This window comes from Amycolatopsis cynarae, assembly GCF_026802195.1.
Classification (GTDB): domain Bacteria; phylum Actinomycetota; class Actinomycetes; order Mycobacteriales; family Pseudonocardiaceae; genus Amycolatopsis_E; species Amycolatopsis_E rhizosphaerae.
On record NZ_CP113836.1, the window covers coordinates 947,730 to 961,690 of the forward strand.

General features: G+C 71.1%; 9 protein-coding genes. 6 read left to right on the forward strand and 3 right to left on the reverse strand.

Translation table 11 applies throughout. The annotated features are described in order from the left end of the window. Nucleotides 1-11: 11 nt before the first annotated feature. Together ORV05_RS04560 and ORV05_RS04565 are read right to left on the reverse strand one after the other, a co-directional pair. Nucleotides 12-2,348 carry an FtsX-like permease family protein gene (locus ORV05_RS04560; RefSeq protein ID WP_268757189.1) on the reverse strand — a complete coding sequence of 779 codons (2,337 nt, stop codon included), beginning with the start codon at nucleotides 2,346-2,348 and terminating at the stop codon, nucleotides 12-14. Then, nucleotides 2,345-3,052: an ABC transporter ATP-binding protein gene (locus tag ORV05_RS04565; protein WP_268757190.1), complete on the reverse strand. Its 708-nt coding sequence runs from the start codon at nucleotides 3,050-3,052 to the stop codon at nucleotides 2,345-2,347. The genes ORV05_RS04560 and ORV05_RS04565 overlap by 4 nt, the downstream gene beginning before the upstream one ends. A 136-nt stretch (nucleotides 3,053-3,188) precedes the next feature. On the opposite strand from ORV05_RS04565, the gene ORV05_RS04570 reads away from it, so the two are divergent. The 4 genes from ORV05_RS04570 (at nucleotide 3,189) to hrpA (ending at nucleotide 9,680) form a co-directional block, all read left to right on the forward strand. Further along, complete coding sequence (locus ORV05_RS04570; protein WP_268757191.1) at nucleotides 3,189-4,007, forward strand: sensor histidine kinase; 819 nt, start codon at nucleotides 3,189-3,191, stop codon at nucleotides 4,005-4,007. Between the two features lie 62 nt (nucleotides 4,008-4,069). Continuing rightward, nucleotides 4,070-4,699 (forward strand): response regulator, encoded by a 630-nt coding sequence (locus tag ORV05_RS04575; protein WP_268759704.1) that lies wholly within the window; start codon nucleotides 4,070-4,072, stop codon nucleotides 4,697-4,699. A 93-nt stretch (nucleotides 4,700-4,792) separates the two neighbouring features. After that, on the forward strand, nucleotides 4,793-5,638 hold the full coding sequence (locus ORV05_RS04580; protein WP_268757192.1) for an SDR family oxidoreductase: 846 nt from the start codon (nucleotides 4,793-4,795) through the stop codon (nucleotides 5,636-5,638). 148 nt (nucleotides 5,639-5,786) lie between these two features. After that, nucleotides 5,787-9,680, forward strand: a complete 3,894-nt coding sequence (hrpA, locus tag ORV05_RS04585; protein WP_268757193.1) for an ATP-dependent RNA helicase HrpA — start codon at nucleotides 5,787-5,789, stop codon at nucleotides 9,678-9,680. 116 nt (nucleotides 9,681-9,796) lie between these two features. Here hrpA and ORV05_RS04590 read toward each other — a convergent pair whose 3' ends face one another. Continuing rightward, nucleotides 9,797-11,446: a bifunctional 3'-5' exonuclease/DNA polymerase gene (locus ORV05_RS04590; protein ID WP_268757194.1), complete on the reverse strand. Its 1,650-nt coding sequence runs from the start codon at nucleotides 11,444-11,446 to the stop codon at nucleotides 9,797-9,799. Nucleotides 11,447-11,574: 128 nt separating this feature from the next. On the opposite strand from ORV05_RS04590, the gene ORV05_RS04595 reads away from it, so the two are divergent. Continuing rightward, entirely contained in the window at nucleotides 11,575-13,185 is a 1,611-nt protein-coding gene (locus tag ORV05_RS04595) for an acyl-CoA synthetase (RefSeq protein ID WP_268757195.1), read from the forward strand. A 62-nt stretch (nucleotides 13,186-13,247) separates the two neighbouring features. After that, nucleotides 13,248-13,910, forward strand: coding sequence for a histidine phosphatase family protein (locus tag ORV05_RS04600; RefSeq protein ID WP_268757196.1), 663 nt, complete (start codon nucleotides 13,248-13,250; stop codon nucleotides 13,908-13,910). The last annotated feature ends 51 nt before the right edge of the window (nucleotides 13,911-13,961 follow it).

The following is a 13,961-nucleotide window of genomic DNA, read 5'->3' on the forward strand; positions in this document are numbered from 1 at the left end:
CGAGGTGCGGCTCACTCGTCGTGCAGGGCCCCGGCGACGGGGGCGGCCGCGGCCGCCCTGGCCGGGAAGAAGGCACCGAGCACGGCGATGACGATTCCGGCCAGGCCCAGCAGCACCAGCGTCGGTGCGGAGTAGACGTCCAGGAACAGGTCCGGCACATCCCGCTGGATCGCGTGCAGCATGTCCAGGACCATCAGGCGGTGTGCCCCGACGCCGAGCGGAAGGCCGAGCACTCCGGCCGCCACGCCGAGCGCCGCCATCGAGCACACCATCATCAGCGTGACCTGGCGCGGAGTCATGCCGATCGATTTGAGCACGGCGAGGTCCCGGCGGCGTTCCCGGGTGTTGAGCACGACCGTGTTGAACACGCCGAGCGCGGTCACCGCGCTCAGGATCAGCGTCAGCAGCGTCACCGAGCCGATGACGAGGAACTCCGTGTTGTGGTCGCCCGACAGTGTGGGCAGAACGCGCAGGCCGGGGTCGCCGGCCCGCAGAGCGCCGACGTACACCTGCGGGTCGGTGCCCCGGGCGAGCTGGACGACGAAGATGTCGGCACGCTCGCCGGGGGCGAGTAGCGCCGCACTCGTCCAGTCGGCGAGCAACTGGTCGTCGTTCCCGGCGATGAGCTCGCCGGTGATCCGGAACTCCGCCCGGTGTGCCGCGGTCACCACGGTGAGCGGGTCCCCGACGGAAAGCCCGTGTTCGGCCAGGAAACGGCCCGACACGGCGACCTGGCCAGGCCCGTCCGGCCAGTGCCCGGCCAGCAGCGAAGGGCTGAGGTCGGCGGAATCGCCGCGGTAGAAGGAGATCTGCAGGTCCTGGCTCAGCCCCGGCACGCTCACCGGCCGGTGCAGCACCGCCGCGAGGCGCCGGGTGCCCGGCAGCCCGCGCAGCATCGCCTCGTCCCCGGAGTCGGTGAGTGCCGCCTCGACCTGTTCCGGCCGGAAGCCCTTGCCGTCCACCGGTACCGGGGCGGGGCCGGCCGCGGCGACGAACAGCCGGTCACCGGTGTCCGGGCGGGCCGTGGACTGGTAGGTGGTGATCGAGGAGGCCAGGCCGATGGCGAGCGTCGTGGTGGTGACGCCGAGCACGACGGCGGCGAGCGTGAGCGCGGTGCGCCCGGGGCGGGCGAAGAGGAGGCCCACGCCGAGGCTGACGGGGCGGGGCAGCCTGGTGCCGCTCAGCCATCGCTGGACCCGCAGGCCCCGTCCGGTACCCCGCCGCGTGCCGGCATTGATCGCCTGGGTGGCCGACAGGCGGCGGGCCCGCAACGCGCCCAGCATCGCCGCGAGCGCGACCAGGGCGGGCATGCCCAGCAGCACCACGGCGTTCACCCACCCGGCGACGTCGATCTCGACCGGTCCGAAGGCCTCGAAGGCGTGCGACAGCACCGGTGCGGCGATCATGTCCCCGAGCACGGTGCCCAGCGCGGTGCCGACGAGCGTCGGCACCGACACCATCACCAGGTAGACCGCCAGAACCTGGTTCGGGGTGAACCCGATCGCCTTGAGCACCCCGATGTGCCGGAACCCGGTGATCACCGCGCCACTGACCACGTTGGCCACGATCAGCGCCGCCACGACGAGCGCGAGGATGCCGAAGAACACCAGGAACGGGGCGAAGGCCTGCGGGGTGGCGCTGATCTTCGCCCGGACCGCCAGATAGGACTGGGAGTCCCGCAGGCTCTCCGCGGGCAGCCCGGCGAGCACTGTGGACTGGTCCGCGGCGAGGTCGGTGGCCGTCGCCGCGGCGGTGAACCGGTAGAGCATCTGCAGCCCGGCAGGCCCGAGCGCATTCAGTTGGTCCGGCGTGACCCACGCGTCCGCCGTGTGGCCGAGGGACAGGGCGAAACCGACGACGGTGAGGGCGGGCCGTCCGGGCAGGGCGATGCGGTCGCCCGCCGACACCAGGTCCGTTCCTCCGGGCGGGCGGTTCAGCACGATCTCCCCGGGGGCGGCGGGCCACCGGCCCTGCCACAGGTTCAGCCGGTCGACGGGGCCGCCGGGATCGGCCCGGCCGGATACGGTGAGCCTGCCGAGGTAGGCGTAGCCGGTGTCCGAAGTGTCGATGGTGACCAGCCCGAACGGGCCCGCCGCCGCCTCGACTCCCGGTTTGGCCGCGGTCCGCGCGAGCTGAGGGGCCGAGACCTTCGCGGCGTCGAAGGTGAGGGACAGGTGCGCGCCGCCCTGTGCGGAGTAGATCCGGTCGAAGGCGCTCGATGCCACGGACAGCAGGCCCAGCGCCACCACGATGGTGGCCGAGGCGGCCAGGATCACGATGCCGATCACGGTGGTCTGCAGCCTGCGCCGCCGCACCATGCCCCTGGAGGCCTGCCAGACGGCCATCATGCCGGTTCCTCCAAAAGGCTTTCACGGGCGATCCGGCCGTCGGACAGTTCGACCAGCCTGCTGGCGCACCGGTGAGCCAGCACCGGGTCGTGCGTCACCAGCAGCAGGGTCTGGCCCAGCTGGTTGAGGTCGATCAGCAGGTCCATCACCTGCTCTCCCGCCCTGCTGTCCAGCGCCCCCGTCGGCTCGTCGGCCAGCAGCAGGGCGGGCCGGTTCATCAGCGCCCTGGCCACCGCGACCCGCTGCCGCTCACCGCCGCTGAGCTGGGCCGGGTATACGTTCTTGCGGCCCTCGATGCCGAGCTCCTCCAGCAGTTCGAGTGCCCGCCCGCGCGCCTGCCAGGTGGGGGTTCCGGCGAGCTGGGCGGCCAGCGCGACGTTGTCCAGCGCGGGCAGATCCTCGAGCAGGTTGAAGAACTGGAAGATCATGCCGATCCGGCGCCGCCGGAACAGCGCCAGGCCCGCTTCGTCCAGCCTGTCCAGGTCCTCGCCGTGGACCTCCACCGAACCCGAGGTCGGCCGGTCCAGACCGGCGATCATGTTGAGCAGGGTGGACTTGCCGCTGCCGGACGGGCCCATCACCGCCACGGCCTCCCCTGGCTGGATCCTCAGTGAAACACCGGCCAGCGCGACGGAGTCGCTGTATTCCTTGCGCACCTTCGACAACCGCACCACCGGCCGCACGGCGTCCTGTTCTTCGGTCACCACGCCAGCGTGCCCAATCGCGCCCGGCGCGTCGTCGGCCTGGGGTGGTAATCCCGCCGCCGGGTCATCCCGGGGATGTAGGCCGCTGCCCCGGGCGGATGATGCGCCCCGGTGCCGGGCTTGGCAGAGTGGGTCCGTGGATTTCACGGCGTGGGTGTGGTCGTTGGCGGCCGTGGCCTGCCTGGCGGTCGTCGCGCTCATCGCCGGGCTGGTGCGGGCCCGGCGGGCCTTCGCCAGTGCGCTCCAGGAGCGGGGCTGGCTGCTGGAACGGGAGCGGGAAACCGCGGCGCGGCAGGCGATCGACTCCGAGCGTGCGAGGATCGCCCGTGAACTGCACGACATCGTCAGCCACAACGTGAGCCTCATGGTGGTCCAGGCCGGTGCGGCCCGCCGGGTGCTCGACCGCGATCCGGGGGAGGCGGCGGAGGTCACCGAGGCGCTGAAAGCGGTCGAAGCGGCCGGGCGCGACACGATGACCGAGCTGAGGCACCTGCTCGGCGTCCTCGCCCCGTCGGCGGAGGGGGAGGACGAGGAGGACCTGACCCCCCAACCCGGTCTCGGCAGGCTCAGTCCCCTGATCGACCGGATCGCGTTCGCCGGGCTGCCGGTCGAGGTGCGCATTTCGGGTAAGCCGCGCCCATTGCCGTCCGGAGTGGACCTCACCGCCTACCGCATCGTCCAGGAGGCGCTGACGAACGCCCTCAAGCACGGCGAAGGGGCACAGGCGGAGGTGATGGTGCGGTACGCGGAACGCTATCTGCGCATCGAGGTGACCAACACCGGGCCGAGCGTGCTGTCCGGCCGGCGGCCGGGCCCGCGGGGCGAGCCGGGGGACGGGCGGGGACTGCTCGGGCTGCGGCAGCGGGTCGCGGTGTTCGGTGGCGACCTCGACGCCCGCCGCCGCCTCGGCGGTGGCTACCGGGTGCGGGCGCGGATCCCCTTGGCGCGTCCGTGACGGGCGACGCGCCGCGCGTGGTCATCGCCGACGATCAGGCCCTCGTCCGACGGGGGTTCCGGATGATATTGGGCGCGGACGGGATCGACGTGGTGGCCGAGGCCGCCGACGGTGTGGAGGCGGTGCGGGCGGCCAGGCAGCTGCGGCCGGACGTGGTCCTGATGGACGTGCGCATGCCCAATCTGGACGGGCTGGAGGCCACCCGCCGCATCCTGGCGGAACTGCCCGGATGCCGCGTGCTCATGCTGACCACCTTCGACCTCGACCGCTACGTCTACGCCGCGCTCGCGGCCGGGGCCAGCGGCTTCCTGCTCAAGGACGTCACGCCCGAGCACCTCGTCGCCGCGGTGCGCCTGGTCGGCACCGGGGACGCGCTGCTCGCGCCGTCGATCACCCGCCGTCTGGTGGAGCGGTTCGCGGCGCCGGCGGCACCCGGTCCGCGGCCCGATCCGCGCGGGCATCCCGCGCTCGCCGCGCTGACCCCGCGCGAACTGGAGGTGCTCGGCCTGCTCGGGCGGGGCCGGTCGAACGCCGAACTGGCGGAGGAGCTCACCCTCAGCGAGGCGACGGTGAAGACGCATGTCGCCCGCATCTTCGCCAAGCTGTCGTTGCGGGACCGGGCACAGGCGGTCGTGCTCGCCTACGAGACCGGGCTGGTCACCCCGGGTTCGGCGGGCCGGGAGCAATCTTGACAGGCCGCTCTTCCTGATTGAGACTACCCACAGTTGACAGGACGTTCTGTCAAAAATGACTCCGCATTTCTGCGACGTGGGAGGAACGGGAGTATGGACGTGACCGGGCAGGTCCGCGGCAAGGTCGTGGTGATCACCGGCGGTGCGCGCGGCATCGGTTTCGCCACCGCGAGGGCGCTGCACCGGCTCGGCGCGTCGGTCGCCATCGGCGACGTCGACGAGATCCGGCTGAAGGAGTCCGCGAAGGAACTCGGCATCGGCGTCCACGGGCCGCTGGACGTCACCAGCCCGGAGTCGTTCGCCGCCTTCCTGGACCGGGTCGAACGCGAGCTCGGTCCGGTCGACGTGCTGGTGAACAACGCGGGCATCATGCCGGTGGGTGTCCTCGCCGACGAACCCGACGAGGTGACCCGGCGCATCCTCGACATCAACGTCTTCGGGGTGATCACCGGCAGCAAGCTCGCCCTGCGCCGGATGGTGCCCCGCGGCCGCGGGCACGTCATCAACATCGCTTCGCTGGCCGGGGAGCTCCTCGTGCCGGGGCTGGCCACCTACGGCGCCAGCAAGGCGGCGGTCCTCGGTTTCACCGAAGCCGCCCGGCTCGAACACCGTGGCACCGGCGTCGTGTTCTCCGCCGTCCTGCCCACCTTCACCAACACGGAACTGTCCTCGGGGACCACGGGGAACAAGGTGGTGCGCAACGCCGAGCCCGAGGAGATCGCCCGAGCGGTGGTCGAGCTGATCGCGGCGCCCAGGCCGCGCGTCCGGGTGACCAGGCTGGCCGGTGCCCTGGTCGCGGGCCAGAAGTTCGTGCCCCGCCGGATCGGCGATTTCCTGGTCCGCGCCACCGGCATGGCCACGGCCTTCACCACCCGGGTCGACAGCGAACAGCGCCGGGCCTACGAAGCCCGCGCCCGGGGCGCCGCCGACGCGGACTGAGCGCGCCGGGGGTGCCGTGAGGGGACCCATCACGGTCGTATTTGCTGTGAGGGGACCCCTCACAGCACGGCTCGGCCCGAGGGGGCAGCGTGGGCCGCGCGATATTCGGGGGCCGGTCGATCACCTCCCGGCTATCCTGGGACGCGGTATGTCTCAATCGACGCTGCGCTCCCCCCTTGCCGACCTGCGGGCCAGGCTGCCCGAGTTGACCCTGCGCGACGAGCACCGGCTCCGTCGCCGGATCGACGGTGCCCGCAAGGCGCGCGACCAGGAGCGGGTGGCCCGCCAGATCGCGGCCGATATCGAGGCCGCCGAGCTGCGTGCGCAGCTGCGCCGCGAGAGCGTGCCGAAGATCGAGTACCCGGAGGAACTGCCGGTCAGCCGCCGCAAGGACGACATCGCGGCGGCCATCGCCGAGCACCAGGTCGTGATCGTGGCGGGGGAGACCGGTTCCGGGAAGACCACCCAGCTGCCGAAGATCTGCCTGGAGCTGGGCCGCGGCGTGCGCGGGCAGATCGGCCACACGCAGCCGCGGCGGCTGGCCGCCCGCACGGTCGCCGAACGGGTCGCCTCCGAACTGAAGACCGAACTCGGCGCCACGGTCGGCTACAAGGTCCGGTTCACCGACACCAGCGGCGACGACACGCTGGTCAAGCTGATGACCGACGGCATCCTGCTCGCCGAGATCCAGAGCGACCGGATGCTGCGCCAGTACGACACGCTGATCATCGACGAGGCCCACGAGCGCAGCCTCAACATCGACTTCCTGCTCGGCTACCTCAAGCAGCTGCTGCCGCGCCGCCCCGACCTCAAGGTGATCATCACCTCGGCGACCATCGACCCCGAGCGCTTCTCGTGCCACTTCGACGACGCGCCGATCGTGGAGGTTTCCGGCCGCACCTATCCGGTCGAGGTCCGCTACCGCCCGATCGTCGATCCCGACCATCCCGAGCTCGATGCCGAGCGCGACCAGGTGCAGGCGATCTGCGACGCGGTGGACGAGCTGTGCGCCGAGGGGCCGGGCGACATCCTGGTCTTCCTGTCCGGGGAGCGGGAGATCCGGGACACCGCCGACGCGCTGTCCAAACAGGACCTGCGGAACACCGAGATCCTGCCGCTGTACGCCCGCCTGTCCGCCGCGGACCAGCATCGCGTGTTCAGCAGGCACACCGGCCGCCGGATCGTGCTGGCCACCAACGTGGCCGAGACCTCGCTGACCGTGCCCGGCATCAAGTACGTGATCGACCCGGGCACCGCCCGCATTTCCCGCTACAGCCACCGCACCAAGGTGCAGCGCCTGCCGATCGAGCCGGTCTCCCAGGCCTCGGCCAACCAGCGCAAGGGCCGCTGCGGCCGGACCTCGGACGGTATCTGCATCCGGCTCTACACCGAAGAGGACTTCCTGTCCCGCCCCGAGTTCACCGATCCGGAGATCCTGCGGACCAACCTCGCCTCGGTGATCCTGCAGATGACCTCGCTCGGGCTGGGCGACATCGCGGCGTTCCCGTTCGTGGAGCCGCCGGACCGGCGCCAGATCGCCGACGGCGTCCAACTGCTCCAGGAGCTCGGCGCACTGGAGCCGGGGGCGAAGGACCGGCTGACGCCGATCGGGCGCCAGCTCGCCCTGCTGCCGGTGGATCCCCGACTCGGCCGCATGGTGCTGGAGGCGGCGAAGAACGGCTGCGTCCGCGAGGTGATGATCATCGCTTCGGCCCTGTCCATTCAGGACCCGCGGGAGCGGCCCGCCGACCAGCAGGAGGCGGCGCGGCAGCAGCACGCCCGGTTCACCGACAAGACCTCGGACTTCCTGGCCTACCTCAACCTGTGGGAATACCTGCGCGAGCAGCAGAAGTCACTGTCCAGCAACCAGTTCCGCAAGCTGTGCCGGGCCGAATTCCTGAACTACCTGCGGGTGCGGGAGTGGCAGGACGTCTACAGCCAGCTCCGGCAGCTGGCCAAGCCGCTGGGCGTCACGCTCAACAGCGAACCGGCGGATCCGCAGAACGTGCACATCTCGCTGATCGCCGGTCTGCTGTCGCACATCGGGCTCAAGGATCCGGAAAGCGGCGACTACCTCGGTGCGCGGGGCGCACGGTTCGGCGTGTTCCCGGGTTCCGCGCTGTTCAAGAAGCAGCCCCGCTGGCTGGTCTCGGCGGAGCTGGTGGAAACCTCGCGGCTGTGGGCGAGGGTCAACGCCCGCGTCGAACCGGAGTGGATCGAGCCGCTCGCCGGGCACCTGGTGAAGCGCACCTACTCCGAACCGCACTGGGAACGCAGGCGCGGCGCGGTGATGGCCAGTGAACGGGTCACCCTCTACGGGGTGCCGCTGGTGGTCGGCCGCAAGGTCAACTACGGGCGCATCGATCCGGAGACCTCGCGTGAGCTGTTCATCCGGCACGCGCTGGTCGAGGGGGACTGGGACACCCAGCACCGGTTCTTCGCCGAAAACCGGGCACTGCTCGACGAGGTCGAGGACCTGGAAAACCGGGCGCGCCGCCGCGATCTGCTGGTCGACGACCAGACCCTGTTCGAGTTCTACGACCAGCGCATCGGCGAGGAAGTGGTCTCCGCCCGGCACTTCGACACCTGGTGGAAGCAGGCGCGGCGGGAGCAGCCGGATCTGCTCAACTTCGAAAAGGCCATGCTGCTCAACGAGGGGGCGGACCAGGTCAGGGAGTCCGACTATCCCGACACCTGGACGCAAGGCCCGCTGAGCCTGGCCCTGACCTACCAGTTCGAGCCGGGCGCCGACGCCGACGGCGTGACCGCGCACATCCCGCTGCCGGTGCTGAACCAGGTCGTGCCCGACGGCTTCGACTGGCAGGTGCCGGGACTGCGCGAGGAACTGGTCACGGCACTGATCAAGTCGCTGCCCAAGCAGTTGCGCCGCAACTTCGTGCCCGCGCCCGACCATGCGAAACTCGTGCTTTCCCAGGCGAAACCGGAGGACGGCCCGCTGCTCGACGTGCTCGCGCGCGTGCTCGAACGGCTGCGCGGGGTGGAAGTGCCTCCCGAGGCGTGGCAGCTTTCCGCGGTGCCGGACCACCTGCGCGTCACCTTCCGCGTGGTGGACGAAAAGGGCCGGAAACTGGGCGAGGGCAAGGATCTCGAAGCACTCAAACACCGGTTGAGCCCCCAGGTGCGGGCGACGATCTCCCGGGCCGCCACCAGCATCGAACGGGAAGGACTGACCCGCCCCGCCTTCGGTGAGCTGCCCACGGTGTTCGAGAGCGCCCGCGGCGGGCACGAGGTGCGAGCCTATCCGGCGCTGGTCGACGAGGGCGAGACGGTGGCCGTGCGCATGCTGGACACACCGGCGCAGCAGCGGCAGCAGATGTGGCTCGGCACCAGGAAACTGCTGCGGCTGAACCTGCCCTCGCCGATGAAGTTCATCAACCGCAACCTGAGCAACACCTCGAAGCTGGTGCTCGGCCGCAATCCGCACGGCAGCGTGGCCGGGCTGCTCGAAGACTGCGTGAACTGCGCGGTGGACAAGCTGATCGCCGACAACGGCGGCCCGGTGTGGGACGAGGCGGGCTTCGCCGTACTGCTGGAAAAAGTCCGGGGCGGGGTCAACCCGCTGGTGCTGGACGTGTTGTCCGAAGTGGAGCGCATCCTGCGCGCCGCACACGATGCCGAGGCCCGGCTCGCCGACACCCGTGGCCCGGCGCCTTCGCTCGCCGACATCCGGCGGCAGCTGGACGAGCTGGTGTTCCCGGGATTCGTCACGGCCACCGGATTCGACCGGTTGCCGAACCTGGTCCGCTACCTGCGGGCGATCGAGCGCAGACTGGACAAGCTCGGCAATGCCGCCGCCCGCGACGGGGAACTGCTCGCCGATCTGGACTGGCTGCGCGAGGAGTACCGGAAGGCGGTGGCCGCGCTGCCGCCGGGTATCGAGCCCGGCCCGGCGCTGACCGGCGTGCGGTGGATGATCGAAGAACTGCGGGTGAGCTATTTCGCCCAGAATCTGGGCACCGCTCATCCCGTTTCGGTCAAACGCATCGTGCGGGCGCTCGACGACGCCGTTTCCGGCGCTTAGGTCGTGTTTCATTCATGAGGAAGAGATCCCACAGCGAGGGACCACGTCAGGTTCCGCCACCCGCACCGCCACGCAAACCACTTCGGTACACGATCTAGTGTCCTCTTGCGCGACGCTCACTTCGCGTCGGCGTAGGTGTCCACGACGGCGGTGTGCATCGGGAAACGGACCGGGCAGGACGCCCCGAAGAGCAGGACGGCCGTTTCGGTCACGCACGTGTCGATGATCGCCGGAATCCGTTCGGCCAGTTCCGCCGGCGCGTGCACGATGACCTCGTCGTGCTGGAAGAACACCAGGTGCGCGGGGGCGGGCAGGCGCTGGCGCAGGAGGGCGAGCAGTACCGCGGTGAAGTCCGCGGCACTGGCCTGCACCACGAAGTTGCGGGTGAACCGGCCCCACTCGCGGGCGGCCTGGCGGGCGCGGCCGTCGCCGGCGTCGGCCGCGCCGGTCAGCGCCCGCCAGGACTCCGACGGCGGCGGTGAGGTGCGGCCGAGCCGTGAGCGCACCCGCTCACCGCGCTCGCCCGCCTGCGCGGCCCGCTCCACATAGGACACCGCGGCCGGGAAACGCTGACGCAGCAGGGCCAGCAGCGAGGCGGCCTCGCCCGCCGTGCCGCCGTACATCGCCGACAGCATGGCGATCTTCGCGCGGCCCCGGGATTCGGCGTCCGCGACCGGGAACATCGCCTCCGCCAGCCTGCTGTAGAGGTCGGTCGAGGCGGCGACCTCGGCCAGCGCCCGATCCCCGGACAGCGCGGTCAGGATGCGGGGTTCGAGTTGCGCGGCGTCGGCGACGACGAGCTTCCAGCCGGGATCGGCCCGCACGCAGACCCGCAGCGTCTTGGGGATCTGCAGCGCGCCGCCGCCCTGACTGGCCCAGCGGCCCGACACCACGCCGCCGACCACCCAGGCCGGCCGGAACCGCCCGTCGCGCACCCATTCGTCGAGCCACGCCCAGCCGTTGGCCGAGTACAGGCGCGCCAGTTCCCGGTACTCGATGAGGACGGGCACCGCGGGATGGTCGATCTTGCGCAGCACGTGCGCCCGGGCCGAGGGGATGGAGATCCCCTCGCGGCCGAAGGCGCGCACGATGGTGGGCGGGCTGTCGGGGTTGACCGGTTTGCCACCGAAGGCCTCGCTGACCTTCGCGGCCAGTTCGACCAGCTTCCTCGGGCGCTGTCCGGCGGGCACCCTGGGGCCGAGCAGTTCGGTGAGCAGCGCGTCGTGCACGTCGGCACGCCAGGGCAGGCCGTCGGCGCTCATCTCGGCGGCGGCCAGTGCGCTCGCCGACTCGGCGGCGAGGAGCAGGCGCAGGCGGCCGGGCGCCTCGGTGGCGCGCAGGCGCCGCTCCTGGGACTCCAGCACCGTCTTCGCCGCGTCCACCACGGAGACCCCGGGCGGGAGCCCGGAGCCGCGCGGCGTGAACAGCGCGGGCTGGCTGTCGGCGGGACCGGTTTCGTCCGGCGGCGGGGTGAGCCCGTTCGACCTGGCCAGCGCGGCGGCCAGGCCGCGCGGTTCCCCACCGGGACCGTCGTGGGCCAGCAGCAGCCCTTCGGCCAGCGCAAGGTCGTGGCACCGGCCCAGCCGCACGCCCGCCGCCAGCAGCGGCGGGTAGATCCGCTCCACGGACGGGACTACCCAGCGCGGCCCCTCCCGCTCCAGTTCTGCGACGTGGGCGGGCAGTTCGCCTGCCTCGAGGGTCCGCCTGCCCGAAGGCGTCAGCACCGTGTAGGTGCCGTCGTCCTCCTGGCCGGCGTAGATGTGCACACTCCGATTGTGCGCCGCACCACCGACATTTTCGGGCTCGCCCGCCATGGGCGTTGAAACCGCTGACTACTCTCCAGTAGCCTGCATACTCCCGGTACGGCGATGGGCCAACGGAGGTGCCTGCCCCAATGCTGGTCGGCAAGGTGGCGGAGACGGTCCGCAGCATCGAGGTGATGTGGAAGGCCGGGTTGATCCCCTTCCCCCGGATCGACGAAGGCCTGCAGGCGCTCGTCGCGATGCGCCGGATCGGCCCGTTCGCCGCGTCCACCCAGGTGGCCGCGCGGCGGGACCCGGCGGTGGTGGGGCTGGTCGACGAGCGCGGGCCGCTCACCTTCAAACAGCTCGACCTGCGTTCCAACGCGCTGGCCCGGGCTTGGTCCAACCGCGGCGTCACGGCGGGCACCGTGATCGCGGTGCTCTGCCGCGATCACCGCGAGCTGGTCACCGCGATGGCGGCGGCGGGCAAACTCGGGGCGCGGTTGCTGCTGATGAACACCGGGTTCGCCAAACCGCAGCTGGCCGACGTGGCGCGGCGCGAGCGGGTCGGCGTGCTCGTTTACGACCAGGAGTTCACCGAACTGCTCTCGGCGGTGGGTGAGGACGTGGACCGGTACCTGGCCTGGGTGGACACCGACGATCCGCTCCAGCGGCACGAGGTCCCGGTGCTCGACGAGCTGATCGCGAGCACCGACGACCGGCCGGTGCCGCTGCCGCCGAGGCTCGGCGGGTTCGTCCTGCTCACCAGCGGCACCACCGGCACCCCCAAGGGCGCCCCCCGCGGCGCGGTGTCGCTGCTCGCCACGGCGCAGTTCCTCGACCGCATCCCGCTGCGCGCCGGGGAGTGCACCTTCCTGGCCGCCCCGATCTTCCACGCGACCGGGGTGTCGCAGTTCATGCTGGCCTTCGCCCTGGGCTGCAAGGTGGTGGTGCGACGGCGGTTCGACCCGGAGGAGACGCTGCGGGCCGTCGAAGAACACCGCTGCACCACGCTGGTGCTGGTGCCGACCATGCTGCAGCGGATCGTCGACCTGGGACCCGAGGTGCTCGCCCGCTATGACACCTCGTCGCTGCGCATCATCTTCGTCGCCGGTTCGGCGCTGTCGCCCGACCTCGGCAACCGCGCCACCGCGGCCTTCGGTGACGTGGTCCACAATCTGTACGGTTCCACCGAGGTCGCGGTGGCGACCGTGGCCACCCCGGAGGACTGGCGCCTCGCCCCCGGCACCGTCGGCCGTCCGCCCGTCGGCTGCCGCGTCGTGCTCTACGACCACGAGGGACGGCGGATCACCGAACCCGGCGTGACCGGTCGGGTGTTCGTCGGCAGCGGCCTGAGCTTCCACGGCTACACCGACGGGCGCACCAAGGAGGTCATCGACGGCCTGCTGTCCACCGGCGACGTCGGCCATTTCGACCGGCACGGACTGCTGTTCATCGACGGCCGCGACGACGAAATGATCGTTTCGGGCGGCGAGAACGTGTTCCCGGTCGAGGTGGAGAACCTGCTCGTCGAGCGTCCCGACGTGGTCGAGGCCGCCGTGATCGGGGTGCCCGACGAGGAGTTCGGCCAGCGGCTCAAGGCCGTCGTGGTGCGGAAACCGGGGTCCGATCTGGACGCGGACACGGTGCGGTCCTTCGTGAAGTCCAACCTGGCGCGCTACAAGGTGCCCCGGGACGTGGAGTTCGTCGAACGGCTGCCGCGCAACGCCACCGGCAAGGTGCTCCGGGACCGCCTGAAGTGACCGGGAGTGAGAACCTTCGCACTCCCGGGCTGAACCATGGGCAGTGCGGTTAGGCTGCTGGAATGGGTGCGATCTACCTGATCCGGCACGGTCAGGCTTCCTACGGGGCCGAGGACTACGACCGCCTGTCCGGCGTCGGCGTCGAACAGGGTGCCGTGGTCGGTGCGGAGCTGTTGCGCCGCAACATGCGGTTCACCGAGGCGAGGACGGGTTCGCTGGCACGGCAGCGGAAGACGGCCGAGACGGTGCTGGACTGGCTGGGGATCAGAACGCCCGCCAAGGAAGACCCGCGGTGGAACGAGTACGACCATGTCGACATAGTGACCCACCACGGCGGCGCGGTGGCCCAGAGCGAACTGGACTCGCGCAGCTATCAGGGGGTGCTCGACGCGTCGCTTTCCGCCTGGATCGGTGCCGGTGACGGCAGCCCGTGCGCGGAGACCTGGCCCGCGTTCCTCGCCCGGGTGCGGGGCGCGCTCGAGGACCTGGTCACCGGGCTGCGCAAGGGCGAGAACGCGGTCGTGTTCACCTCCGGCGGCGTCATCGGCACGCTCACCGGCCTGCTGCTGGGCACCCCGGAAGTGGGGTTGCTCAAGCTCAACCGCGTGACCGTGAACGGCAGCATCACCAAGATCGTGTCCGGGCGCAGCGGGACCACCCTGCTGTCGTTCAACGAACACTCCCACTTCGACGGCCAGTCCTCGCGCCTGCTCACCTACCGCTGAGTCCCACGCTCCTGCTCCCGGCTGGGACTTATGCGCGTGTTTCCCAAGCGG